Origin of the sequence: Sinomonas terrae (genome assembly GCF_022539255.1) — a bacterium.
Taxonomy (GTDB): Bacteria; Actinomycetota; Actinomycetes; order Actinomycetales; family Micrococcaceae; genus Sinomonas; species Sinomonas terrae.
Map to the genome: position 1 here is coordinate 1,163,566 of NZ_JAKZBV010000001.1, position 24,232 is coordinate 1,187,797.

Sequence of the window (24,232 nt, forward strand, 5' to 3'; positions counted from 1 at the left end):
GGGGGAAGACGACCAGCTTCTACCCTGCCAGCCGGTCCCGGACCAGCCATACCGAGCCTCACAGCGTTTGGTCACCCGGCGCGGCGCCCGGAATACCTGCCTGCCCGGCGAAAGTTTAGGATAGAAAGCACCGCAGCAGGCCACGCCCGTAAGTACTGGCTGGTCATCAGCACTTCCCGTCAGTTTCGCGCCGCACCCCCTCGGCGCAGGCCAAGGAGCACTCATGACCACCGCCCCCGAGCACGATCCGTTCGGCTTCCTCGGACTTACCTACGACGACGTCCTCCTGCTGCCCGGCCCGACGGACGTCATCCCGTCCGAGGCCGATACCTCGACCCGCCTTTCGCGCCGCATCCGGCTCGGCATCCCGGTCCTCTCCGCAGCGATGGATACCGTGACGGAAGCGCGTATGGCGATCAGCCTCGCGCGCCACGGTGGCATCGGGATCCTCCACCGCAACCTGTCCATCCAGGACCAGGCGGAGCAGGTCGATCAGGTCAAGCGCAGCGAGTCGGGGATGATCACGAGGCCCGTGACCGTCGGCCCGGACGCCACGCTCAAGGAACTCGACGACCTGTGCGCCCACTATCGGGTCTCGGGCCTGCCTGTCATCGACGAGAACCGCCGGCTGCTCGGCATCATCACGAACCGCGACACGCGTTTCATCCCCTACGAGGAGTTCGCGAACCGCAAGGTCCACGAGGTCATGACCCCGATGCCGCTCGTGACGGCCAAGGTCGGAGTGGCGCGGGACGAGGTGATCGGACTCCTCGGCAAGCACCGGATCGAGAAGCTCCCGCTCGTTGATGACGACGGCTTGCTGCAGGGCCTCATCACGGTCAAGGACTTCGAGAAGGCGGACCAGTACCCGAACGCGACGAAGGACGAGTCCGGCCGGCTTCGGGTCGGCGCCGCCGTCGGCTTCTTCGGCGACGGGTACGAGCGGGCCATGACGATGGTCGAGGCTGGCGTGGATGTTCTCGTCGTCGACACGGCGAACGGCCACAGCCAGGGCGTCCTCGACATGATCTCCCGCCTCAAGAAGGACCCGGCCGCGGCTCACGTCGACGTCATTGGCGGCCAGGCGGCGACGCGTGAGGGAGCTCAGGCGCTCATCGACGCGGGCGCTGACGCGATCAAGGTCGGCGTCGGCCCTGGCTCGATCTGCACGACCCGGGTCGTCGCGGGCGTGGGCGTTCCCCAGATCACTGCGATCTACGAATCCGCGAAGGCCGCCATCCCGGCTGGCGTGCCGGTGATTGCCGACGGCGGGCTCCAGTACTCGGGCGACATCGGCAAGGCGATCGTCGCGGGAGCCGATTCCGTGATGCTCGGCTCGCTCCTCGCGGGCACGGCCGAGGCTCCCGGCGATCTCGTCTTCATGAACGGCAAGCAGTTCAAGTCCTACCGCGGCATGGGTTCGCTGGGCGCAATGCAGACGCGTGGGAAGAACACGTCCTACTCCAAGGACCGCTATTTCCAGGCGGACGTCCCGAGTGACGAGAAGCTCGTCCCCGAGGGCATCGAGGGCCAGGTGCCGTACCGCGGGCCGCTCGGCGCCGTCGCCCATCAGCTCGTGGGCGGCCTTCGCCAGACGATGTTCTACGTTGGCGCGCATACGGTCGATGAGCTCAAGGCCAAGGGCAAGTTCGTGCGGATCACGTCGGCGGGCCTCAAGGAGAGCCACCCGCACGACATCATGATCACGGCCGAGGCACCCAACTACCGCAAGTAGGCTTAGGCGCGCTCCGCGGAAGGCCCCTCGCACCCCGTGCGAGGGGCCTTCGCCGTCGGGCCCTCGGGTGTGGGGTCGACTAAGGTAGAGGCCGTGACCTACGAGATCGAAATCGGCCGCGGCAAGCGCGGACGGCGCGCTTACTCCCTCGACGACATCGCCATTGTCCCCAACCGGCGGACCCGTGACCCCCAGGATGTCTCGGTCTCGTGGCAGATCGACGCCTATCGTTTCGAGATGCCGGTCATTGCGGCGCCGATGGACTCGGTCATGTCGCCAGCCACCGCCGTGGAGCTCGGGCGCCTCGGGGGCCTCGGGGTCCTCGATCTCGAGGGCCTCTGGACCAGGTACGAGGATCCTGAGCCCGTCCTCGCCGAGATCGCCTCGCTCGAGGGGGATCCGTCGAGCCCCGCCGTCACGCGGCGCCTCCAGGAGCTGTATTCGCAGCCGGTCGACCCCGAGCTCATCACGTCGCGCCTCGCGGAAGTCCGCGCATCCGGTGTGACGGTCGCGGGTGCGCTCACCCCATCCGGCACCCTGCGCCACTACAAGACCGTCCTGGCCGCCGGCGTCGACCTCTTCGTCATCCGCGGTACGACGGTCTCGGCCGAGCATGTCTCGAAGAACCAGGAGCCGCTCAACCTCAAGAAGTTCATCTACGAACTGGATGTCCCGGTGATCGTGGGCGGGGCCGCGGGCTACACCCCGGCGCTGCATCTCATGCGCACGGGCGCGGCGGGCGTGCTCGTGGGCTTCGGCGGGGGAGCGACGACGACGACGCGGCGCGCCCTGGGCATCCATTCGCCCCTTGCGTCTGCCATCAGCGATGTTGCCGCCGCCCGCCGAGACTACATGGACGAGTCCGGTGGCCGGTACGTCCACGTGATTGCCGACGGCGGGATGGGAACCTCGGGCGCGATCGTGAAGGCCATCGCGATGGGCGCCGACGCCGTCATGCTCGGCTCGGCCCTCGCCCGCTCGCTCGAGGCTCCCGGCCGCGGCTGGCACTGGGGCGCTGAAGCCCATCACCCCGAGACCCCCCGTGGGGAGCGCGTCAATGTCGGGACCGTCGGCCCGATGGAGGAAGTCCTCTTCGGCCCGGGCCACCACGCGGACGGCACGTCCAACCTTGTCGGGATGCTGCGCCGTTCGATGGCAACGACCGGATACTCGGATCTCAAGGAGTTCCAGAGGGTCGACGTCGTCGTGTCACCGCAGGCGTCACGGTAGAACCGCGCGGAGGCAGTGATCGGGGCCTCGACGCGCCCGGGTGTTCCTTGACGCTCCGCCTAGACTCCTAGCAGGAAGTCTCGGGAGCGGAGGGGCGCAATGTCGGCACAGCTCGGGCCGGAGGCCCGAACGGCGGCCATCGAACGGTTCAAAGCGACGGGCGGCCCAGAGAAGCAGCTCGACGTCCTCATCGTGGGCGGCGGCATTGTGGGAGCCGGCGCGGCGCTCGACGCCGTGACCCGAGGCCTCGATGTCGGCATCGTCGAGCAGCGCGACTGGGCGTCCGGCACATCCTCGCGCTCCTCCAAGCTCATCCACGGTGGCCTTCGCTACCTCGAGATGCTGGACTTCCGGCTCGTCCAGGAGGCGCTGCAGGAACGCGGGCTCCTCCTGCAGAGGATCGCGCCGCATCTCGTGAAGCCCGTGCCCTTCCTGTACCCGCTGACCCGCCGTTGGTGGGAGCGGGCTTACGTCGGCGCGGGCATGCTGATGTACGACTCGCTGGGCCTCACGAACGGCCATGGGACTGGCCTGCCCGTCCACAAGCACATGTTCCGGCGGGGAACGCTTCGAGCGGCCCCGAGCCTCCGGGACGACGCCATGATCGGCGCCATCCGCTATTACGACGCCCAGGTCGACGACGCCCGGATGGTGGTGAATGTCGTTCGCACCGCAGCGCACCACGGAGCCCACGCGGTGAATCGGATGCGGGTCGAGAGCTTCCTCCGCGAGGGTGAGCGCGTCGTCGGGGCCCACGTACGCGACCTCGAAACCGGCGACGAGCTCGACATCCGCGCCAAGCAGGTGATCAACGCCACGGGCGTCTGGACTGACGAAACCCAGGCGATGGTCACTGAGCGGGGCCAGCTGAAGGTACGGGCTTCCAAGGGCGTCCACCTTGTGGTGCCGCGCGATCGGTTCCAGTCGACGGTCGGCCTCATCCTCCGGACCGAGAAGTCGGTGCTGTTCGTCATCCCGTGGGGGCGACACTGGATCATCGGTACCACGGACACCGACTGGCGCCTCGACAAGGCCCATCCGGCTGCCTCGAGCAAGGACATCGACTACATCCTCGAGCGCGTCAACCGCGTTCTCAGGCGCCCCCTCACGCGAGAGGACGTGGAGGGCGTGTACGCGGGCCTCAGGCCGCTTCTCGCGGGCGAGAACGATTCGACCGCGGAGCTGAGCCGCGAGCACGTCGTCGCGCACCCTGTACCCGGGATGGTCGTCGTCGCAGGTGGAAAGTTCACGACCTACAGGATCATGGCCCGCGACGCCGTCGACGAGGCCGTGCGGAATCTCGACGAGCGGGTCCCGGCGAGCGTCACCGACCGAATTCCGCTGCTCGGGGCAGACGGGTTCAAGGCCGTCTGGAACCGCCGAGCCCGTCTCGCCGGGGCAGCCGGAGTACACGTCGCCCGAGTCGAGCACCTGCTCAACCGCTTCGGCTCGCTCGCGACCGAGGTTCTGGACATCATCGCCCAAGACCCCTCGCTCGCCCAGCCGCTTCCCGGGGCGGACGACTACCTCCAAGCCGAGGTCGTCTACGCCGTCACCCACGAGGCCGCTCGGCATGTCGAGGACGTCCTGACACGCCGGACCCGCATCTCGATCGAGGCGTGGGACCGCGGTGTGTCGGCGGCCGGCGTCGTCGCTGAGCTCATGGCACCGTTGCTCGGTTGGAGCGATGTGCAGCGCGAACGGGAGGAGACGCATTACCTCAAACGCGTCGAGGCGGAGAGGCTGAGCCAAGAGCAGCCGGACGACGCGACGGCGGACGTTGCACGGCTCGGCGCGCAGGACATCATCCCGGTCCAGTGAGGCCCGTCCTCAGGACGAATCCGTAAAATGGCTGCATGCCCCAGCCTTTCGATCGCTATGACGCGCAGCTGACCTCGCCTGGACTCGTCATCCTCGAGATGGACGCCGAGGACCGGCAGGACGCGACGCGGCAGCTCGCCGAGCGTCTCGCCGCCGAGGGCCGGATCCTTGACCTCGAGGCCTTCCTCGCCGACGTCGACGCCAGAGAGCATCAGATGGCAACGGGACTCCCGGGCGGCATCGGCCTGCCGCACGCGCGGAGCGAGCAGGTGACCCAGCCCTCGATCGCCGTCGGCGTCGCCAAGTACGGGAGGGCGGTCGATTTCGGGGCCCTCGATGGCCCGGCGTATGTGGTGTTGCTCATAGCGACCCCGGCGTCGAGCTTCTCGGAGCACCTCGAAGTCCTCGCGACAATGGCTCGCTCGCTCTCCAAGGCCGGCTTCCGTGAGTCGCTTCGCCGAGCGAACGACGCCGACATCATTGCAGAGCTCGTCAACTCGGCTCTCGTCTTTGGAGACTGAGCCAGGTGGCTTAAGGCGCCAAGGGCGTTTAGTTTTTCTACAGCTTGTCGGAGTACCGTTGAAAGGTGCTGAGAACCGCCCTCAAACCCCGTTGGATCCTCGCGCTCATCGGCGCGCTCGCGGTCTCGGGCGTGTTCGTGCTCTTGAGCCAGTGGCAGTTCTCGCGTTCCACATCCGACGCGCCGCCCGTGGTGACGACGACCGAGACACCCCAGGCCCTGACGAAGACCATCCAGCCAGCGACCGACTTCCCGGCCACGGCTGCTGATCAGATGATCACTGCAACCGGTCATTACGACGCTTCGAAACAGGTGCTCGTTGGGAACCGGCTACTCAACGGCGTGAGCGGCTGGTGGGTTGTGACCGCGTTCGTGGTCGACGGCGCCCCGCCAGTAGGGGGCGAGCACACAGTCGTCATTCCGGTCGCCCGGGGGTGGCTCGCCGAGGCGAGCCAAGTGCAGGCTCCGCCGTCCGGGCAAGTCCACCTGACCGGCCGGCTTGAGCCGTCCGAGGCTCCTCAGGCGAACAAGAATCCTGCTCCGGGACAGGCATCGATGGTCGCCGTCCCCGAGCTCATCAACATGTGGGACGTCCCGAGCTACACCGGCTTTGTGGGCCCAACCCATGAGGTGACCGCCGCTGGCGACCAGTCGGCGTCGGCCATCCCGGGGGTTCTCAAGCCCCTCAACATCCCGCCACAGCCGAAGTCCACGCCGGTGAACTGGCTCAATATCTTCTACGCCGTCGAATGGGTCGTCTTCGCAGGATTCGCGATCTTCCTGTGGTGGCGGCTCGTCCGGGACGAATACGAACGCGAGCTCGAAGCGCGCGCCGACTACGAATCCGCCTCGCCTGAACCCACTCCGCCCGGTCAGTCCTCACCGGACGGGGAACATCTCCCATCCGACACCGGAGGAAAACCGTGATCGACCCCAAGCCCGCCACCGGGCGTACCCCCCAGCGCCGCTTCGGTGGCACCGTTGCACAGATTCGCTCAGCCCTCGGCTTCTACAAGGTCATGGCGTACGCGACTGGGTCCATGCTCCTGCTGCTGTGCCTCGAGATGATCCTCCGCTACGGCTTCGGCAAGTTCATCTTCGCCGGGGGCACCGACGCGCTCACCGGAAAGGCCTTCGGCTTCGGCCTGGCTGACGCGGACCCCGCTGGCGTGCTCGGTGGGGTGAACCTCTCGATCACGATCCTCATCGTGCACGGCTGGATGTACGTCATCTACCTCATCTCGAACTTCCGCCTCTGGTCTCTCATGCGCTGGCAGTTCGGGAGGCTGATCCTCATGGCCGCCGGCGGCGTCGTCCCGCTTCTCTCGTTCTTCGTGGAGCGGCGGATCCATGCCGAGGTGGAGCGCGAGCTCCTCGCGCACCCCGACGCCGGTCAGCGCTACTGACCACGGCGAGGCAAGGCCACCATTCTTGAAGTCCGGTAGGCTTGACAGGTGACAACAGCATCCCAGAGCACAGGTTCGCAGACAGCCCACAGGCCGGTGCTCGTGGTGGACTACGGTGCCCAATACGCGCAGCTCATCGCACGTCGCGTCCGCGAGGCGAACGTCTATTCCGAGATCGTCCCGCACACCCTCACCACTGAACAGATCCTTGCAAAGAATCCGGCTGCCATCATCCTCTCGGGCGGACCCTCCAGCGTCTACGCAGACGGCGCTCCACGTGTCGGCTCCGAGCTGTTCGAGGCGGGTGTGCCGGTCTTCGGCATCTGCTACGGCTTCCAGGCGATGGCCAACGCACTCGGCGGCCTCGTCGCGAGGACCGGCCTGCGCGAGTATGGTGCGACTCAGGTCTCTGCCGTGGGGGAGCCCCACTCGATCCTCGCCGGCGTCCCGGTGCTCCAGAGCACGTGGATGAGCCACGGCGACGCGGTCCAGGAGGCACCGGACGGCTTCGAGGTGCTCGCCACCACTCCCGGTGCTCCGGTCGCCGCGTTCGTGAACCTCGACAAGTCGCTTGGCGGTGTTCAGTGGCACCCGGAGGTCAAGCACTCCGAGTACGGACAGCAGGTCCTCGAGAACTTCCTGTTCGGAATCGCCGGCCTCGAGCGCAACTGGACCACCGGCAACATCGTCGACGAGCAGATCGGACGCATCCGCGATCAGGTCGGGGATGCGCGGGTCATCTGCGGGCTGTCCGGGGGTGTGGACTCCGCGGTGGCGGCAGCGCTCGTGCAGCGCGCGGTCGGCGACCAACTCACGTGCGTCTTCGTCGACCACGGGCTGCTCCGTGAAGGGGAGGCTGAGCAGGTCGAGCGCGACTTCGTCGCAGCAACCGGGGTCAACCTCTACGTTGCCAATGAGCAGGAACGATTCCTCTCGGCTCTCGCCGGCGTGACTGACCCCGAGCAGAAGCGCAAGATCATCGGCCGCGAGTTCATCCGGGCGTTCGAAGAAGCCGAGCGCACGATCATCGAGAAGGCCAAGGCAGAGGGCGAGCAGATCCGCTTCCTTGTCCAAGGCACCCTGTACCCGGACGTCGTCGAGTCGGGTGGCGGCGAGGGCGCAGCGAACATCAAGAGCCACCACAATGTCGGGGGGCTCCCCGAAGACATGCGCTTCGAGCTGGTCGAGCCTCTGCGGACGCTCTTCAAGGACGAGGTCCGCTCGGTCGGGCGGCAGCTTGGCTTGCCTGCCGAGATCGTCGGGCGTCAGCCCTTCCCGGGCCCCGGCCTCGGGATCCGGATCATCGGCGAGGTCACTCACGAGCGGCTGGAGCTCTTGCGCAAGGCGGACGCTATCGCCAGACATGAGCTGACGGCTGCGGGCCTGGACGACGAGGTGTGGCAGATGCCTGTCGTCCTGCTCGCTGATGTCCGCAGCGTGGGTGTCCAGGGCGACGGCCGCACCTATGGTCATCCGATCGTTCTTCGCCCCGTGTCGAGCGAGGATGCGATGACTGCTGACTGGTCTCGCCTTCCGTTCGACCTGCTCTCGCGCATCTCCAACCGGATCACCAACGAAGTCGAGGGCGTCAACCGGGTCGTACTCGATGTCACGAGCAAGCCCCCGGGAACCATCGAATGGGAGTGATTCCCCGCTGATTTGGCCCCCGGCTGCGTTGCGCCCGGGGGCCTTGGCGTCCGAGAGGCTAGTCTCGAAGCTATGCCGATCAGGTCCACAGGCAAACGACGGAGCGCTCCAGAGGGCGCAGAGGAGAGCAGGGACGTGCCCCAGCATCCGGGTATGCAGGAAGACGAGGCCCGCCTCGAGGCGTGGCTTTCGGCGCTCCCTGCCGTTACGGGACCCGACACCATGCTTGGCTTCTCTCCTACTGCCGAGGGTGTTATCGAGCTCACTTCCGCCAACGCCTCCGGTCTCGCGCAGCTGCTCGCTGGCCGCCGCACCCGTCTCTCGACCCTCGTTCGAGAGCGGCATGACTACACGACCGCGGCTCGTGCTGCCCGGAATCTTCGCGCGAAGATCTACGAGCTCGCGAACGAGCGCGGACTCGATGCCGGTCATCTGGCCGCCGGAATCGCGACGTGGACTTCTGCGGTGGGAGGCCGCCCACGCCGGGTGAGCGCCCCGGTCCTGCTGGCCGGCGTCGCGCTGACGGTGCGTTCTGAGCAGGACGATTTCGAGATCAAGCTCACCGAGCCCGCGCGTCTCAACCCTGCCCTGGTCCGCCATCTGCGCACGGTTCACCGGCTTGACATCGATGCAGCCGCGATCGAGCGGCTCGCCTACAGCACAGCCCGCCTCGACCCCCATCCCGTTCTCGAGCGCTTCCGCTCCATCCTGAGCGACATCCCGGGCGCTGCGGTGGAGACGCGTCTGCTCGTCTCCACCTTTGCCGACCTCGAGCATGCGCTCGACGACCCTGCGATCACCTCCGCGGCCCCCGTTGTTGCTTCTCTGGCCGCCGCAGCTCGCTCGGTGCACGTCGCACCGAGTCCCCTCGACCCCTCGCGCTTCACTCCGGTAGACGAGCGGCCACCCTCCCACGAGCTCCTCGTGCTCGACGCGGATGCGGATCAGCAGCTGGCCATCGACGCCACTCGCGCCGGCGACTCCCTCGTCGTCGAGACCCCTCCCGGCACGGGACAGACGCAGACCGCCGTCAACGTGATTGCGAATCTCGTGGACGCGGGTCGAACCGTCCTCGTGGTGGCTGAGCGCCGAGCGAGCCTCGTGGAGCTCAACCATGCATGCGAGCGGCTGGGCCTCGGCTCGCTGCTCCTCCAGCTGAGCGCGGGCTTGACCGCCAACCAGCTCAAGCAGCAGCTCGTCCGCGCGATCGTTCGGAATGAGAAGGCCGAGCAGCCTCGACTTGAGACGATGCACCGCACTCTCATTGAGCGGCGTTATCAGCTCCTCGAGCACGTTGAGTCCCTGCACAACGTCCGCGAAAGGTGGGGCTGCTCGCCCTACGAGGCCATGCAGTCCCTCGCCGCGCTCACGTCGATCCACCCGTCGCCGGCGACGACAGTCCGACTCAAGCGCAGCGTTCTCGACAGCATCCGTGAACGGCGGGAGCTCGCCGAGCGGCTCCGCCGCGCCGCGGAGCTCGGAAGCTTCAGTCGAGAGGCCACGACCAGCCCTTGGTACGGGGCAAGGATGCTGACGCGGCGCGAGACAGAGGACGCGCAAGCCCTCGTTCAGGCCCTCGTCAAGGATCTTCCCGCCCTGCGCGAGAGGATGGCGACGCTGGCCGCGCACTCGGAGATCCGCCTCGGATCCTCTGTCGAGGAGTGGGGGCGGCAGATCGAGATGCTCGTGGCAGTACGGGAGAGCCTCGACAAGTTCACCCCGGACATCTTTGACCGCCCAGTCAACGATCTCATCGCGGCGACGGCGCCGTCGGCTTGGCGCAGGGAGCGCGGGATCGAGATTCCGGCCATGCAGCGATCCCGTCTGCGGCGGGTGGCCAAGGAATACGTCCGGCCAGGCGTTCATCTGGCGGATCTCCACAGCTCGCTCATCCTCGTTCAGGGGCAGCGGGCCCAGTGGTCCGAGTACGCGGTCTCGCAACGGCATCCGATGGTGCCTTCGGGGCTTGCAGATCTCCGGGAAGACTACCGGGCCGTCCGGAAGGGCCTTGAGCGGCTGGGCCACGTCATTGTCGGGACGCGGAACGGCGGAGACCTGCTGTTGGATCCGGTGGTCGAAGTTCAGGGCCGGCTTCAAGATCTCTCCGACAGCTATGACTCGCTGCGCTCCCTGCCCGAGAGGACGCTTCTGGAGGACGAGCTGCGGGAGCGTGGACTCGGCGAGCTTCTGGAGGACCTCGCAGCCAGGCAGGCCTCGCCTGAGGTTGTGGCCTCGGAACTCGAGCTCGCGTGGTGGCAGTCCGTCCTCGAAGCGATGATCAGCGGTGATGACTATCTCGCGATGTCGGACGGTGCGCAGCTGCGCACCGCCGAGGACGAGTTCCGTCGCGCCGATCGCGCCCACATTGCTTCGGGTGCCGCACGCGTCCGCTGGAGGCTTGCTGGGGAATGGGGCCGTGCGCTCGGTGAGCATCCACGTGAGGCCGAGTCGCTTCGGAATCAGCTCAAGGACGGCCGGGTCAGCCTCGCGTCCCTCGACTCACAGGCGCCGCACCTCGTGCGGCCGCTCGTGCCGGTCTGGACCGCGAGCCCGTACTCTCTGGCTTCGGCGGCACCGGCCCAGCGCCGGTTCGATGCCGTTGTGCTCCTCGACGCGGATTCCCTGCCGCTTCGGGCCGCCCTGCCTGCCATAGCGCGGGCTCAGCAGGTCGTCGCGTTCGGCGACACCCATGTCGCGAATCCGAAGCCCTTCACGGTGGGAGTCGACTTCCGAACCCAGCCACAGGAGCCGGCAGAGCAGGTCGAGAGCGCCTTCGGCGCATTGGGCAGGATTCTCCCGACGGTCCGGCTCAAGACCGTGTACCGAGGCGTCGACGAGGAACTGGGGCTCCAGTTGAGCCACCGTTTCTATGACGGCAGTCTCCACCGGCTCCCGGATGGGCAGTCCGTCACGGGTCTGGATCGCGCACTCCTGGTCGAGTACCTCCCAGACGGCACGGGGATGCCCTCCGGGCAGGACGGCAACGTCGAGTCTGTGGCCGCGGAGGTGAACAGGGTGGTGGATCTCGTGTTCGAGCATGCTGCACACCGCCCCAACTCGTCGCTCGCCGTCGTCACTGCCAGCGCCCAGCACGCGGCGCGTGTCGGTGAGGCCATCCGTCTCCAGATGGCGAACCACGCGGATTCGAAGGAGTTCTTCAGTGGGGGCGAGGAGCCGTTCCGTGTCGTTCCCGTCGACCGGGCTGGAGGCCTCGTCCGTGACCATGTCATCTTCTCGCTCGGCTACGGACGCACCCCGCACGGACGCGCGATGCATCACTTCGGGCCGCTCAGTGAGCCCGGCGGTCGGCGTCGCTTCGCCCTTGCGATGAGCCGAGCGCGGCACACTATGCACGTCCTGACCTGCTTCCAGCCCGGGGAGCTCGACGAGAGCCGCCTCAGCGAGGGTGCACTGGACTTCCATGAGCTTTTGGAACGGGAACTGGCGGGTCGGACCGAACTGGGAACCCGGGCGACCCGGGCAGCCGCCAGCGGCGAATCCCTTGGTGCAGACCCCCTCGTGACCGACCTCGGGGAGCGTCTCGCGTCTCGGGGTGCGCGAGTGTGGCATCACTACGACGGCGAAATCGACATGGCCGCCGCCGTCGATCCCCTCCTCACGCTCTCTCGCGACGACCAGGAGCAGAGCGTACCGGTCGCCGTCGAGTCGGACGGAACGAATCGGTACCGAGAACTCAGCGTTCGAGAGCGCAGCCGGCAGCGGCCTGAACTGCTCGAGCGCATGGGGTGGCGCTACTTCACCCTGTGGACCATCGAGGTCTTCACCGATCCGGGTAGCTGCGCGGACATGATCGCCGATCTGCTGGGACTCGATGGCCAGTCGGATGAGGGCAACGGGGCGGGCTTCTTGGCAGGCGGGGTCATGGGTGCCGCCCTCCGGTCCGAGGCAACCCAAGCCTGGGGTGTTCAGGGCCGGCCAGACGGGGAGGCCCCGGGGAGCGTGTGGAACGACATGGTGCTCGGCGAAAGTGGTGCCGAGGACACCGCGCCTCGCGACGCCGCCGCGTATGACGATGTGATTCCACTCGACGACTACAGGGAGGGCTCCCCGGTGGCAGCTCGTGACCATCTCAGCTCTCATCGCCGCGTAACGGCGCCCTCGACCCGCTCGGCTGACGAGGAGTCGCAGAGGGCGCCCGGATCGGAGGATGCTGAGGACGCCGAGGAGAGCCATGAGCCGCCTCAAGGAGGAGAGGAGGCTCCCGGCGAGGCAGGGGAGCCACCTAGCCAGCCGATGTCGCGGAGGGAAGTGCGCGGTTCTGAGGGACCTGGGCGTCGCCGCAGTTCTGACGAGCCGGTGCTCCCGCGCCGTGCTGCGGAGGACGATCCGCGTGCCTGGGGCGACCGCGAGTCGGACCGGAACCACGACCAATGGCTCAAGGACCAGCGCCCTCCGCATTGGGGATGACGTCGTCAGCGCCCGCCTTTCCATCACCGGTGCGCCTCGACGAGGGCGAAGAAGACCTTGCCGCGTGCTGACGCCCCGGCGAGGAGTGGCGTCACTTCGGGGGAGGCCGCGACGACGAGTAGCCCGTTCTGGTCCTTCGGCGCGCCAAGCAACGTGCCCGACTGCTCGGCGCCCGAGCCCGTCCAGAGGACTGTCACTCCGGCCGCGAGGCGCGAGGAATTCCGCCCTTCGCGGCCGGACTCTTCGGCAAGTACAAGATCGACAGTCTGACCGGTACGGACCAACTGCAGCGAGTCCGGGTCGGCGACCCTGACCGGAACGGCCGCCGTTCCAGGAGGCGTTCCGGCCAAGAGGCCTGGCCCGACTGTCGAGGCGTCCGTAAGTACGCCGCCGCGGCGGACGGGAGCTGAGAGCCGCTTGCCTTCGGCGGCCGCGACTTCGCGCAACGCCCCGTCAGGTACTGCCCCTGCCGGAATGCGTGCTATTCGAAGCTGAGAGGCCGAGACGGGCGCCCCGGCGGGCAGATCGGCTGCCGCCACGACGACGGGGGACTGCGGCGCTGAGGCTGGAGTGAGCTGATAGACCGAAATGGCAACCGCTCCGCACAACAGCGCTGCGGCGAGGGTGCGGCGTCGTCGTCGGAGGAAACGGGCCAACGGCGGACGTGGCTTCGTGCCCCAAGGCTGCGAGGGTCCGGGTACGCCCCGACGGTCGCGATACGACGGCCGACGGCGAAATGTTCCAGAGAGAAGGGGCATGCCCCTGACGCTAGGACACTCGCTCTACCCCAAGTTCCGGATCAGGCCCCCATGTGGATGACCCGCCGGACCTATGGGTTGTGGAGGGAAAACGTCAGTTTGCAGAAGCCGAGGCCGCGGCTGGCGCCGGGGTGGAGGCGGGCGCAGCGGGCGCACTCGCGCTCGAGGATGAGCCGTTCGAAGACGAGGTGTTGGAGCCAGCCGGCACGGTGCTCGAACTGCGCGAGTCGGTGCGGTAGAAGCCACTGCCCTTGAAGACCACGCCGACGCTGTTGAACTTCTTGCGCAGGCTGCCGCCGCACTCCGGGCACGCCGTGAGGGAGTCGTCGCTGAACGACTGGACGATGTCGAAGGCATGTCCGCAGTCTTTGCAGGCGTACGCGTAAGTAGGCACAGTCACTCCTTGCGAAACGTGAGGTCGTTAGCAGTCGATGACCCCGAGTGCCAATTCTAACAGGCCCAGCTCATGCAATATTCCCCAAGTGCCGGATGCCGCTCGGCGTGATGGCAGCCTCAACACGCCGGTCCAGAGGCTCGTCCGGGACTCCGCCCGGCGGGAGGATCTCGGTGTCGAAGACGATCGCGGCCGTGGCCGGCGCCCTATCGCCACCCAGCTGTGCCAGAAAGCGGTCGTAGTAGCCCCCGCCTTGTCCGACCCGCCGCCCGTTGGCGTCGAGCGCCGTCGCTGGAAGGAGGATTGCAGCGAGAGGCGGCCGATCGCCGTCGCCCGCTTGAAGCGCACGGGCATCCAGCCTGGGGCCCACGGGCTCCTGAAGGGGCGCGAAGCGGCTGCGCTCGTACGAGATATCGGGCTGCCACTCGACCCACGAGAGTTGCCGTTCGGGTTCGCAGATCGGCAGAAGAAGGTGGAATCCGCGGCCATGGAGCCGGCCGAGGAGCGGGAGCGTGGGCGGTTCGGCACCGAGGCCTAGGTAGGCCGTGAGCGTGCCCCCTTCCGGGACGGTGCTGGTGGCCCACGCGAAGCCGTGGAACGCGATCCCCGCGCCCGCCGCCTCGCGCTCGTCGCTGCTCATCGCACGACGACGCTGCCACACTTCCGCGCGCAGGCTGCGCTTGCGCTCTGCTGCAGTTTCCACCCTGAGAGCCTATCCGCCAGGCTTGTCATCCGGCTCCGCACCTGCGGAATCGTCGTATAGAGTGACAGCGTGTCGACCACGAAGCCAGTCAGGAAAGCTGTCATCCCTGTCGCCGGGCTGGGTACCCGGTTCCTTCCGGTGACGAAGGCCATGCCCAAGGAAATGCTGCCCGTGGTGGACAAGCCCGCCATCCAGTACGTCGTCGAGGAAGCGGTCTCCGTCGGGCTCGACGACATCCTCATGATCACCGGTCGCAACAAGCGCGCTCTCGAGGACCACTTCGACCGCGTCCCCTCGCTTGAGGCGACTCTCGAGGAGAAGGGCGATGAGAAGAAGCTCGCCGCCATCCAGGAGTCCAACAACCTTGGTGACATTCACTATGTGCGTCAGGGGGATCCGAAGGGGTTGGGGCATGCGGTGCTGTGTTCGCAGCGGCATGTGGGGGCTGAGCCGTTCGCGGTGCTGCTGGGCGATGACCTGATCGATGAGCGTGATGAGCTGCTGGGGGAGATGATCCGGGTGCAGCAGGCCACGGGTGGGTCCGTGGTGGCGTTGATGGAGGTTCCGCGGGAGGCGATCTCGGCGTACGGGTGTGCGATGGTCAGCCCTGTGGAGGGGGAGTCGTTCGTGCAGGTGCATGGGCTGGTGGAGAAGCCGGCGCCGGAGGATGCGCCGTCGAATCTGGCGATCATCGGCCGGTATGTGCTGCATCCGGCGGTGTTCGGGGTGCTGGAGGAGACGGAGCCCGGCCGTGGCGGGGAGATCCAGCTGACGGATGCGCTGCAGACCCTGGCCCGTCGTGAGGGCGAGGGCGGGGGCGTGTACGGGGTCGTGTTCCGGGGGCGCCGGTACGACACGGGCGACAAGCTCAGCTACCTCAAGGCCGTCGTCACCCTCGCATGTGGCCGCGAAGAGTTCGGCGAGGACCTGCGGTCATGGCTGCGAGATTTCGTGTCCGAGGGCGCTGATGTGCCTTCGACCGCAGGCGCCTGACGACTATGTGGGGGCCCGGCGCCTGGCCGGTCTCGCTCGGATCGGGCGATATCGGACTGCGCCCGATCCGCCTCTCTGACCGCGCCGAGTGGATGGCGCTCCGGGCGCGGAACGCTGAATGGCTTGCACCTTGGGAGGCCTCAAACCCGCAGCCCGGGGGCAGCCTGCCGACCTTCCGCCAGATGGTCCGCTCGCTGAACCAGCAGGCGCGCGAGGGTTCGGCGCTGCCGTTCGTCATCACTCTTGCGGACCCCCGCATGAGCCGGCCGCCCATCGTGGGGCAGCTGACCGTTTCCTCGATCATCTGGGGCTCAGCCCTCATGGCCACTCTCGGTTACTGGGTGGACCACGAGCACGCTGGCCGCGGCATTGCCCCGACAGCCGTGGCCCTCGCCACCGACCACTGCTTCTTCTCCCTGGGCCTGCACCGGATGGAGATCAACATCAGGCCGGAGAACGGGCCGAGTCTTCGGGTCGTCGAGAAGCTCGGGTTCCGGTACGAAGGGCTCCGTCCGCGGTACCTGCACATCGCAGGGCAATGGGCGGACCACGAATCGTTCGCCCTCACGGCGGAGGAAGTGCCCGAGGGCCTTACCGCTCGCTGGCTTGCATCGCGAGCCTGAAATCGGCGCGTCTTACCGGAGTATGGCGACACACCGGCCGGAATCCGGCAGGGCACTGGGCTCGCCTCCTACGGTTTTGTCATGGACTTCACTCTCAGCAGCTCGACGGTGCTCGGCGCCGCCGTTGTCCTGTGGCTGCTGTGGGGTGCGCCCTACCTGTTGCGTCGTCTCCGGCCTGCCGGAGAGACAGGCATCCTCTTGGCAGAGGCCAATGCGGACGACGACGAAGCGTCCCCCGCGCCGTCGTCCTCGTCTGGGTGGCAGCATCCGCGGGCGTCCACCGAGAAGCCGGAACCTGTCCCCGTCACCACCGCCCGTCGAACCCCGGAGGAGGGGAAGCACGTGACCGACCAGAACCCAGCCCCCAGCAGGCTGCGAATCCGCTGGGGACGCTGTGCGCTGGCCGGGATCGGTCTTCTTGGCCTCGTCGTTGCGCTCCTCGGGGGCGTGCTCTCGGCGTTCCAAATCGTGGCTGGCGCCGTGCCGCTCGGTGGCTTGGCCGTGCTTGTGGCCTCGGTCGCCGTCCTGCGCCAGCTCGCCCTTGGCGATCGCCGTCGTCGTCTCGACGCTGCCTTCCGCTCCGCCATGACCGCTGCTCCCGCTTCTCCACCGCGTTTGCCGGAGGCGCCGCGTCGCGAGTCGACCGAAGTGTTCGACCATCAGCCCATCCCCGAGCCGGCGCCAGCCCCCTTGAGTCGAGACCAGCTCCGTGCTGCGGCCCTGGATGTCGCGAAGGCTGCGCAGAAGTCTGCCGCTGAGGCGGCGAGCCGGGAAGGAGTGGCGGAAGCCGATCCTTGGGAGCCGGTTGAGGTTCCCAAGCCCGCCTATATGGAGTCCGCAAAGGCAGAGCGGGAGGCGCCGGAGCCATTCGAGGAGCCGGAGCAGCCAAAGCCCGAGGGCAAGGTCACACTCAAGCCGAAGCCGGAGACCGATGAGGCGCCCGGCGTTCGGAGTGTGCCGCCCGCGCGGCCAGCTGGCCGCGGCGCACTCGGCAACTTGGACGCCGTTCTCCAGCGGCGCCGGGCCTGAGAATCTGCCCCGCTTTCATGTGCGGGGGCTAACGCGTACCGGATACTCTCGCTTGTATGACGCTTCTCGCAGTCGCAGGCGGCACCGGTCAGGCTGGCTCAGCGGTCGTCCGCGAAGCACTCGCTCGCGGGTACGAAGTCCGGTCATTCAGCCGGCGCCTTCCCGCGCCCGCGGCCGCCATCGAGGGCGTTGACTATGTCGCGGCCGATGCTGCGACGGGAGAGGGACTCGCGGCAGCGCTTGATGGCGCCCATGCTGTTGTGGATGCCTTGGAGGGTCGGGGAAGAGCCGCTCAGCGAGTCTTCCCCGAGGCCGGGCGGCGACTGCTTGCGGCCGCCCACGGGTCCGGCCTCCAGCGCGCGGTCATGCTGTCGATCGCCCAGTGTGATCAGGCGCCCTTCGGCTACTACCGCTCCAAGGTCGCCAAGGAGGAGGTGTACGACGCCGCGAAGCTGCCTACCGTCGTCGTTCGCGCCGCCCAGTTTCACTCACTGCTGGCCGAGATCTTCGCATACGGAAGCCGTCTCCACGTTGTGGCTTCGCTGCGCGGGGCCCAGATGCAGCCGATCGACGTAGCCGATGTGGCGCGTGCGCTCGTCGACGCGGCGGCCGAGGAACTGCCGGGGCACTTGCGACGCACGGTGAGCGGCCCCGAGACCAAGCCCGTGCGCGATTTTGCCCAGGAATGGAGGACGGCCGTGGGCTCGACGGCACGCATCCTGGACCTTCCGATGCCTGTCAGATTCTTCTCGCAGCGCCGCAATATCGCCCCCGGAACTGCCTTCGGAACCACCACGTTCGCGCAGTGGCTTGAGGGGCTCCGAGGGGCCTAGTCAACTTGTCTTGAACGTCTCCGCCCAGTAAGGTTGAAGCCGCACCAAGCACCACGGGGTCTTAGCTCAGTTGGTAGAGCGCTTCGTTCGCATCGAAGAGGTCAGGGGTTCAAATCCCCTAGGCTCCACATGTTTTTAGAACGCCCTCGGCATTTGCCCGGGGGCGTTCTGCGTGTTTGTGCCGCGTTTCGCGTTTGTGGGGTGAACTAGGAGCGGGCTAGTGCGCTGGATTCGCCGGTTGGCCTCGCTTCCACCGGCTCGCCCCATAGTCGCCGGGGCTGGCCCCCGCTGATCCGGCCGAACCCCTTCCCCGATACGTTTCCGCCGGTTGGCCGGAAAGGACGCCGGGGCTGGCCCCCGCTGATCCGGCCGAGCCCCTTCCCCGATGCGTTTCCGCCGGTTGGCCGGAAAGGACGCCGGGGCTGGCCCCCGCTGATCCGGCCGAGCCCCTTCCCCGATGCGTTTCCGGCGGTTGGCAGCAAAACGGCCGAGTGGCCGCCGAGGCGCCAGTTGGCCGAGAAAGGGGCCGGTTGGGTGCAGAGGCGCCGGCTGGCTGGGAAGGCGCCGGTTGGCTGCAGAGGCGCCGGGGCTGGCCCCCGCTGATCCGGCCGAGCCCCTTCCCCGACACGTTTCCGCACGCGTGACAGCAAAACCGCCGAGTGGCCGCAGAGGCGCCAGGTAGCCGGAGGGGCGCCGGTTGGGTGCAGAGGAGCCGGCTGGCCGGGAAGGCGCCGGTTGGCTGCAGAGGCGCCGGGGCTGGCCCCCGCTGATCCGACCGAGCCCCTTCCCCGATGCGTTTCCGCCGGTTGGCCTCGTTTCCGCCGCTTGGCCTCGTTTCCGCCGGTGGACTGCCTTTCCGCCGGTGGGCTGCGTTTCCGCCAGTTGGCCTCCGTCCGCCGCCGGTGCCGGTTCTCTCAGGCCTGCGGTGGATACGGCTGCTGCGGATACGGGGGTGGAGGGTAGGCCTGGCTCGGGCGGTCGAAGCGTTGCCCCGCCGGATTGGGAGGCATGATCATGAACACGAAGAGCGCGATCCAGCCGAGCACCGGGATGAGCGCGAGCAGGAGCAGCCAGGCGCTGACATTCACATCGTGGAGCCGCCGAGCGCCTACTGCGAGCGAGGGAACGACTGTCGCGAGGAACCAGAGTGCGCCCAGCGCGTTCGACGTTCCCGTGTTGCCGTTGCCGCTAGATCCAGCAGCGTTGATAACGCCCGAGACTATGGCGGAGGCGAGGGCCCACCACCAGTATTCGCTTCGACTCGCCCGGCCCGAGAACACGGCGTACTTCTGCCAGAAGCGTTTGATCGCCTCGATGGGCGGCGCTCCGTAGTAGGGGAGTTCGAGCGGGACATTGGCCTGAGTGGGATATCGGGGCTGATAGCTGGACATCGGTCGGCCCTCCTGCGCCGAGAGATTCGATAGCGCCCATGCTAGGAGCGTCCGTAGCCCGCCGGAAGGGTGGAAGGCACCGGTTAACCGATTCCTGCAGGTACTCCCGCGCGCGCAGTCCGGCCCGTCCGCGCCGTGCGGCGGGAGATGCGCCGCTCCAGGTAGCGCGCGAAGTGGGAGATGAGGATGTTGGTCACGACGTAGACCGCCGCGATGACCAGATAGGTCTGGATGAGGTGGTTCGTGTAGGCGGTGAGATTGTTCGCCGTCTTCATGAGCTCCGGGTAGCTCACCGCGTAGCCGAGCGTCGTGTCCTTGAGCAGCACGACGAGCTGGGCCACCATCGACGGCACGACAATCCGGACGGCCTGTGGCAGGACGATGAAGCGCGTCGCTTGGGAATGGCGCAGGCCGATGCTCAGCGCCGCCTCGACCTGCCCGGCCGGCAGGGCGAGGATGCCAGCGCGGAAGATCTCCGCCATGACGCCGGAGCTGCATAGCGAGATCGGGATGACGAGCTTCCAGAAGATGTCCGGGTTGATCCCATACGTCGGGAGTCCGCTCACAAAGACGTACACGACGAGCAGCAGCGGGACGGACCGGAAGAACTCGATGTACACCGTGGCGGGCCAGCGGAGCCACCGCCGCTGTGATGTCCGGCCAATCGCCATGAGCAGCGCGGTCGGGATGGCGATCACCGCGGATATCGCTGCGGCGATAGCCGTGTTGCCGAGCCCGGCCAGGAGGAACTGGATATAAGGCCACTGCGTGAACTCGGCCCAGCGGTCGCTCGCGAGCTGCCCCGCCGCACCGAAGCGCTGGATGATGAGGACGACGACGGCGGCGATCACAACGATGCTCGCGGCCGTCACCAGCCGGATCACGCGGCGGCCGCGGGGACCGACGGCGTCGAAGACATGCTCCTGTGAGCTCATCTCTGCACCCTCCATCGCTTCTCGAGCCACGCCCCGAACCCTCCGGCCAGAAGCGAGATGACGACGTACGCGAACGCGGCGACCATGTACGCAGTCAGGCCGAGCGCGGCTTGGTTGTTGATCTCCGAGACCTGAAGCGTGAGGTCCTTCACGCCGATCACGCCAGCGAGCGAAGAACTCAGGAGGATGCCGATGAAGACATTGACGAGTGGCTGCACCACGCTCCGGTAGGCCTGCGGGAACAGGACGTGCCGGAGGACGCCGAAGAAGTCGAGCCCGATGGAGCGGGCCGCTTCGATCTGCCCCACCGAGACCGCGTTCACTCCCGTGCGGATCGCCTCGCACGTGAAGGCGCCCCCGAGCAGGGCCATCGAGAGCGCGGCGCACGTGAAGAGGTCGAACGTGATTCCGATGTCCGGCAGTCCGAACGTCACGACCACGAGCAGACTGATGAGCGGGATGTTGACGAAGAGTTCGACATAGAGCCGGCCGACGGCCCGCAACGGGACGATCGGGCTGATCCGGAACCCCGCCGCGACTGTCCCTAGCACGAGCGAGCCGACGAAGCTCACGGCCGTCAGCCGCGCCGTCATCCACAGCCCGGCGAGCAGCTCCGGCAGGTACGTCGTGAAGAGTTCCTGCATCGCGTGCCCGCGGCCTCAGGCGCTGATCGCCGGGGGAGCGGGTGGCGCAGTCTTGACGACCTGCCCGACCGTTGCCTTCCAGAGCGCAGCCCACGAGCCGTCAGCCTCCATGACCTTGAGCCAGGCATTGACGAACGCGAGCGCGTCGCTGCCCTTGTGCAGCCCGATGCCGTAAGGGTCCGACGACCCGAAAGGCTCGCCGGCGAGCTTGACGTCATGGTTCTTGGCCGCATCGGAGAGCAGGATCGACTGATCGATCACGTACGCGTCGACCCGGCCCTGCTGGACGGCGGCGAGGCACTTGGGGTTGTCGTCGAACGTCTGCACGTTCGCCTTGGGCGCGTACTTCTGGAGGAGGGCGACGCCGGTGCTCGCCGCCTGGGTGGCGACGTTCTTGCCCGCGAGGTCGGCGACCGAGTTGATGTCGTTGTTGGTCGATTTGACGAGGATTGCTGACTGAGAGACGTAGTACGGACCGGCGAAGTCCACCTTCTGCTGCCGGGCCGGCGTGATCGAATAGGTCGCGACGATGAGGTCCACGGAGCTGTTCTGGAGAAGCGTCTCGCGCGTGTCGACCGTCACCTGGCTCAAGTTCTCCTTGGGCTGGCCCGTGATGTATTTCGCGAGCAGCTGCGAGATGCCCGCATCGAATCCGGCGACCTTCCCGGTCTCGGGGTCACGGAGGGAGAAGAGCGACGACGTGTCCGTGCCACCGCGGTTGATGACGCCCCGGTCCTTGATGGCTTTCGCCCACGAGTTCGCTTCCACGAGCGAAGCGTCGGCGACGGCTCCCTTAGCAAGGACGGCGTCGTATGCCGCGAGGTCGATGACCGAACCGGACGTGCTGCCCGAGGTCCCCGAACCCGAGGCGGCCGGGAGGGACGGTGAGCTCGAGCATGCCGCGAGCGCCCCTGCTCCGAAGGCCCCGATCCCGAGGCCCAAGAGTCCTCGGCGCGTGAGCTCGCCCTGATTGACCTTGAGTCGATCCATCCCAGTTCCTCCCGTTCCCTAGCGGCCACATGATCCGGCCGCTCTTTGGCCCCAGCGGCCGTAGGTTCCTAGCCGACGAGGCCGAGCGCGCGCACGGCCTCCCGTTCCTGCTCGAGCTCACGCACCGACGCCTCGATGCGCACTCTGGAGAACTCCGGGACTTCAAGCCCCGGAACGATCTCCCAGTGTCCCGCAACCGAACGAACCGGGAATGAGCTCATGAGTCCCTTCGGTACCCCGTACGTCCCGTCCGAAACGACGCCGGCCGACGTCCACGAGGCGTCGCCGCCCAGCACCCAATCGTGGACATGGTCGATGGCCGCACTAGCAGCGCTCGCTGCGGAGGAGGCGCCGCGCGCCTCGATGATCTCCGTTCCACGCCGAGCCACCCGGGGGATGAACTCCTGCTCGACCCACTCCTGTTCGACGAGCGAGGAGACGGGCTGGCCCCCAGCGGTCGCATGGGTGATGTCGGGGTACTGGGTGGCCGAGTGGTTTCCCCAGATCGTCAGGCCGTCGATCTCGGAGGTGCGGCACCCGAGCTTCGCGGCGAGTTGGGCCAGCCCGCGGTTGTGGTCGAGCCGGGTCATGGCGGTGAAGCGCTCGGCTGGAATGTCGGGGGCGTGCGCCGCCGCGATGAGCGCATTGGTGTTGGCAGGGTTCCCGACGACGAGCACGCGGATGTCGTCGGCAGCGTGGTCGTTGATGGCGCGGCCCTGGGGGCCGAAAATGCCGCCATTGGCCGCGAGCAGATCAGCGCGCTCCATCCCAGCTGCGCGGGGGCGGGCGCCGACGAGGAGGGCAACGTCGGCGCCGTCGAACGCCTCCTCCGCTCGGTCGGTGACATCGATGCTGTCCAAGAGGGGGAACGCGCAGTCATCGAGTTCGAGCGCCGTGCCCTCTGCGGCGTGGACGGCCGCGGGGATTTCGAGGAGGCGGAGCCTCACCCGAGTTGTGGGACCGAGCAAGGCGCCACTCGCGATCCGGAACAGGAGTGCGTAGCCGATCTGGCCCGCGGCACCCGTGACGGTCACCGTGGACTTCTGAGGCTCGGTCATGGTCCTCCTCGTGACGGGGCGTCGTCAGACTGGGCGCCATCGGACTTGGTGCGGACAGGCCGCGCCGCAGGGCCCGTCTAAGCACGGCTCAGAGCCACTTACGCCATTTGAAGATGAGCCACAGTACGAAGCCCGCGACGACCATGAGCGCGAGGCCATAGGGGTAGCCGTACTGCCACTCGAGCTCAGGCATGTTCTTGAAGTTCATCCCATAGATGCCGGTTACGAGTGCGGGGGCGAAGAAGATCGCAGCCCACGAGGAAATCCGCTTGACCTGTTCGTTCTGCGCGAGAGCGGTCTCGTTCTGGCGGCTGGCCGTGAGTGTTCCGTCGAGGACGAGGGCGTTCTGCAGGATGTCCCTGAAGGCATCGGCGCGCGAGATCACCTGCTCTACGTGATCGCGCACGTCGCGGAGATTGCGCTGGAGCTCGAGGTCTACGTGGTACTTCTCGAATCCCCGCTCGAGCCCTTCGATGAGGTGCCGCAGGGGGTGGATGGCCCGCTGGAACTGGATGACCTCGCGAGTGAGCTCGTAGATGCGCCGCGAGACCGCGGGGCTGCCTTGGAAGAGCTCATCCTCGATCTCGTCGATGTCGTTCTCGAGGCCGCCGACGACGGGGGAGTAGTCGTCCACGACGCGGTCGAGGAGGGCATACAGGACGGCCTGAGGTCCGCATGCGAGCAAGTCCGGCTCGGTCTCGAGGCGTTTCCTGACTTCTCCGACGCCGGCGGTCTCCGCATGGCGAACCGTCACGACGAAGTTGGGGCCCGTGAAGATGTGGAGCTCCCCGAACTCGACCGTCTCTGTCGCGTCGTCGTAGCGCGCGGGTCGGAGCACGGTGAAGAGGATCTCGCCGTACCGCTCCGCCTTCGGGCGCTGGTGGGCGTGCACCGCGTCCTCGACGGCGAGGTCGTGGAGCCGGAACTCGTGCGCCACCTGGGCCATTTCGTCGGGAGTGGGACGGTAGAGGCCGATCCAGGCCATGCTCCCGCCCAGGGCCTCGAGGGTCTCGAATGTCTGCTCGAGGCTGTCCGGGTGCGCCGCTCGATGGCCTCCGACGTAGACGGCATTGTCGATGATGGTCACGGGCACA

General features: G+C 67.5%; 21 protein-coding genes and 1 tRNA gene. 13 read left to right on the top strand and 9 right to left on the bottom strand.

Translation table 11 applies throughout. The annotated features are described in order from the left end of the window. Positions 1-223 precede the first annotated feature (223 nt). From guaB to L0M17_RS05435, 8 genes are all read left to right on the top strand, one after another. On the top strand, positions 224-1,735 hold the full coding sequence (gene guaB / locus L0M17_RS05400; protein ID WP_241052567.1) for an IMP dehydrogenase: 1,512 nt from the start codon (positions 224-226) through the stop codon (positions 1,733-1,735). Positions 1,736-1,828: 93 nt separating this feature from the next. Then, positions 1,829-2,965 carry a GuaB3 family IMP dehydrogenase-related protein gene (locus tag L0M17_RS05405; RefSeq protein WP_241052574.1) on the top strand — a complete coding sequence of 379 codons (1,137 nt, stop codon included), beginning with the start codon at positions 1,829-1,831 and terminating at the stop codon, positions 2,963-2,965. Between the two features lie 99 nt (positions 2,966-3,064). Further along, positions 3,065-4,786, top strand: coding sequence for a glycerol-3-phosphate dehydrogenase/oxidase (locus L0M17_RS05410; protein ID WP_241052582.1), 1,722 nt, complete (start codon positions 3,065-3,067; stop codon positions 4,784-4,786). A gap of 35 nt (positions 4,787-4,821) precedes the next feature. Beyond that, complete coding sequence (locus L0M17_RS05415) at positions 4,822-5,307, top strand: PTS sugar transporter subunit IIA (protein ID WP_241052584.1); 486 nt, start codon at positions 4,822-4,824, stop codon at positions 5,305-5,307. A 65-nt stretch (positions 5,308-5,372) separates the two neighbouring features. After that, entirely contained in the window at positions 5,373-6,233 is an 861-nt protein-coding gene (locus tag L0M17_RS05420) for an SURF1 family protein (RefSeq protein WP_241052586.1), read from the top strand. After that, positions 6,230-6,712, top strand: a complete 483-nt coding sequence (locus L0M17_RS05425; protein ID WP_241052588.1) for a DUF3817 domain-containing protein — start codon at positions 6,230-6,232, stop codon at positions 6,710-6,712. Before L0M17_RS05420 ends, L0M17_RS05425 begins: the two co-directional genes overlap by 4 nt. Positions 6,713-6,808: 96 nt before the next feature. Further along, positions 6,809-8,359: a glutamine-hydrolyzing GMP synthase gene (gene guaA, locus L0M17_RS05430; RefSeq protein WP_241056316.1), complete on the top strand. Its 1,551-nt coding sequence runs from the start codon at positions 6,809-6,811 to the stop codon at positions 8,357-8,359. Positions 8,360-8,512: 153 nt separating this feature from the next. Next, on the top strand, positions 8,513-12,787 hold the full coding sequence (locus tag L0M17_RS05435; protein ID WP_241052590.1) for a DUF4011 domain-containing protein: 4,275 nt from the start codon (positions 8,513-8,515) through the stop codon (positions 12,785-12,787). 23 nt (positions 12,788-12,810) lie between these two features. Here L0M17_RS05435 and L0M17_RS05440 read toward each other — a convergent pair whose 3' ends face one another. The 3 genes from L0M17_RS05440 to L0M17_RS05450 all read right to left on the bottom strand — a co-directional run bounded on the left by L0M17_RS05440 (position 12,811) and on the right by L0M17_RS05450 (position 14,642). Beyond that, a complete protein-coding gene (locus tag L0M17_RS05440) occupies positions 12,811-13,443 on the bottom strand; it encodes an RcpC/CpaB family pilus assembly protein (RefSeq protein ID WP_241052592.1) in 633 nt (210 codons plus the stop codon). Between the two features lie 196 nt (positions 13,444-13,639). Then, a complete protein-coding gene (locus L0M17_RS05445) occupies positions 13,640-13,939 on the bottom strand; it encodes an FmdB family zinc ribbon protein (RefSeq protein ID WP_241052594.1) in 300 nt (99 codons plus the stop codon). Positions 13,940-14,009: 70 nt separating this feature from the next. Further along, the gene (locus L0M17_RS05450; protein WP_241052595.1) at positions 14,010-14,642 is read right to left on the bottom strand and encodes a 5-formyltetrahydrofolate cyclo-ligase; all 633 of its coding nucleotides are present in this window, start codon (positions 14,640-14,642) and stop codon (positions 14,010-14,012) included. A 69-nt stretch (positions 14,643-14,711) separates the two neighbouring features. Between L0M17_RS05450 and galU the strand changes: the two genes are divergently transcribed. The 5 genes from galU to L0M17_RS05475 all read left to right on the top strand — a co-directional run bounded on the left by galU (position 14,712) and on the right by L0M17_RS05475 (position 18,248). Then, positions 14,712-15,635 (top strand): UTP--glucose-1-phosphate uridylyltransferase GalU, encoded by a 924-nt coding sequence (galU, locus tag L0M17_RS05455; protein ID WP_241052597.1) that lies wholly within the window; start codon positions 14,712-14,714, stop codon positions 15,633-15,635. Between the two features lie 5 nt (positions 15,636-15,640). Then, positions 15,641-16,258 carry a GNAT family N-acetyltransferase gene (locus tag L0M17_RS05460; protein ID WP_241052605.1) on the top strand — a complete coding sequence of 206 codons (618 nt, stop codon included), beginning with the start codon at positions 15,641-15,643 and terminating at the stop codon, positions 16,256-16,258. A gap of 81 nt (positions 16,259-16,339) precedes the next feature. Continuing rightward, entirely contained in the window at positions 16,340-17,287 is a 948-nt protein-coding gene (locus tag L0M17_RS05465) for a hypothetical protein (protein ID WP_241052607.1), read from the top strand. A 56-nt stretch (positions 17,288-17,343) separates the two neighbouring features. Next, a complete protein-coding gene (locus tag L0M17_RS05470) occupies positions 17,344-18,120 on the top strand; it encodes an SDR family oxidoreductase (protein ID WP_241052610.1) in 777 nt (258 codons plus the stop codon). A gap of 55 nt (positions 18,121-18,175) precedes the next feature. Beyond that, positions 18,176-18,248 (top strand) — tRNA-Ala (locus L0M17_RS05475). Positions 18,249-19,034: 786 nt separating this feature from the next. Here L0M17_RS05475 and L0M17_RS05480 read toward each other — a convergent pair. The 6 genes from L0M17_RS05480 to corA form a co-directional block, all read right to left on the bottom strand. Then, positions 19,035-19,511 (bottom strand): DUF805 domain-containing protein, encoded by a 477-nt coding sequence (locus L0M17_RS05480; RefSeq protein WP_241052619.1) that lies wholly within the window; start codon positions 19,509-19,511, stop codon positions 19,035-19,037. 83 nt (positions 19,512-19,594) lie between these two features. Further along, a complete protein-coding gene (locus L0M17_RS05485; RefSeq protein WP_241052622.1) occupies positions 19,595-20,446 on the bottom strand; it encodes an amino acid ABC transporter permease in 852 nt (283 codons plus the stop codon). Beyond that, positions 20,443-21,090, bottom strand: a complete 648-nt coding sequence (locus L0M17_RS05490) for an amino acid ABC transporter permease (RefSeq protein ID WP_241052623.1) — start codon at positions 21,088-21,090, stop codon at positions 20,443-20,445. The genes L0M17_RS05485 and L0M17_RS05490 overlap by 4 nt, the downstream gene beginning before the upstream one ends. A 15-nt stretch (positions 21,091-21,105) precedes the next feature. Further along, the gene (locus L0M17_RS05495; protein ID WP_241052625.1) at positions 21,106-22,080 is read right to left on the bottom strand and encodes a glutamate ABC transporter substrate-binding protein; all 975 of its coding nucleotides are present in this window, start codon (positions 22,078-22,080) and stop codon (positions 21,106-21,108) included. Between the two features lie 68 nt (positions 22,081-22,148). After that, positions 22,149-23,138 (bottom strand): malate dehydrogenase, encoded by a 990-nt coding sequence (locus tag L0M17_RS05500; RefSeq protein ID WP_241052628.1) that lies wholly within the window; start codon positions 23,136-23,138, stop codon positions 22,149-22,151. Between the two features lie 88 nt (positions 23,139-23,226). Continuing rightward, entirely contained in the window at positions 23,227-24,225 is a 999-nt protein-coding gene (gene corA, locus L0M17_RS05505; RefSeq protein WP_241052633.1) for a magnesium/cobalt transporter CorA, read from the bottom strand. Positions 24,226-24,232: the final 7 nt, after the last annotated feature.

Coding starts and splice junctions, on each gene's coding strand:
- L0M17_RS05480 (WP_241052619.1), bottom strand. CDS start 19,511: ATGTCCAGCTATCAGCCCCGATATCCCACTCAGGCCAATGTCCCGCTC.
- L0M17_RS05465 (WP_241052607.1), top strand. CDS start 16,340: ATGGACTTCACTCTCAGCAGCTCGACGGTGCTCGGCGCCGCCGTTGTC.
- guaB (WP_241052567.1), top strand. CDS start 224: ATGACCACCGCCCCCGAGCACGATCCGTTCGGCTTCCTCGGACTTACC.
- L0M17_RS05470 (WP_241052610.1), top strand. CDS start 17,344: ATGACGCTTCTCGCAGTCGCAGGCGGCACCGGTCAGGCTGGCTCAGCG.
- L0M17_RS05460 (WP_241052605.1), top strand. CDS start 15,641: ATGTGGGGGCCCGGCGCCTGGCCGGTCTCGCTCGGATCGGGCGATATC.
- L0M17_RS05435 (WP_241052590.1), top strand. CDS start 8,513: ATGCAGGAAGACGAGGCCCGCCTCGAGGCGTGGCTTTCGGCGCTCCCT.
- L0M17_RS05485 (WP_241052622.1), bottom strand. CDS start 20,446: ATGAGCTCACAGGAGCATGTCTTCGACGCCGTCGGTCCCCGCGGCCGC.
- L0M17_RS05495 (WP_241052625.1), bottom strand. CDS start 22,080: ATGGATCGACTCAAGGTCAATCAGGGCGAGCTCACGCGCCGAGGACTC.
- L0M17_RS05410 (WP_241052582.1), top strand. CDS start 3,065: ATGTCGGCACAGCTCGGGCCGGAGGCCCGAACGGCGGCCATCGAACGG.
- L0M17_RS05490 (WP_241052623.1), bottom strand. CDS start 21,090: ATGCAGGAACTCTTCACGACGTACCTGCCGGAGCTGCTCGCCGGGCTG.
- L0M17_RS05415 (WP_241052584.1), top strand. CDS start 4,822: ATGCCCCAGCCTTTCGATCGCTATGACGCGCAGCTGACCTCGCCTGGA.
- L0M17_RS05500 (WP_241052628.1), bottom strand. CDS start 23,138: ATGACCGAGCCTCAGAAGTCCACGGTGACCGTCACGGGTGCCGCGGGC.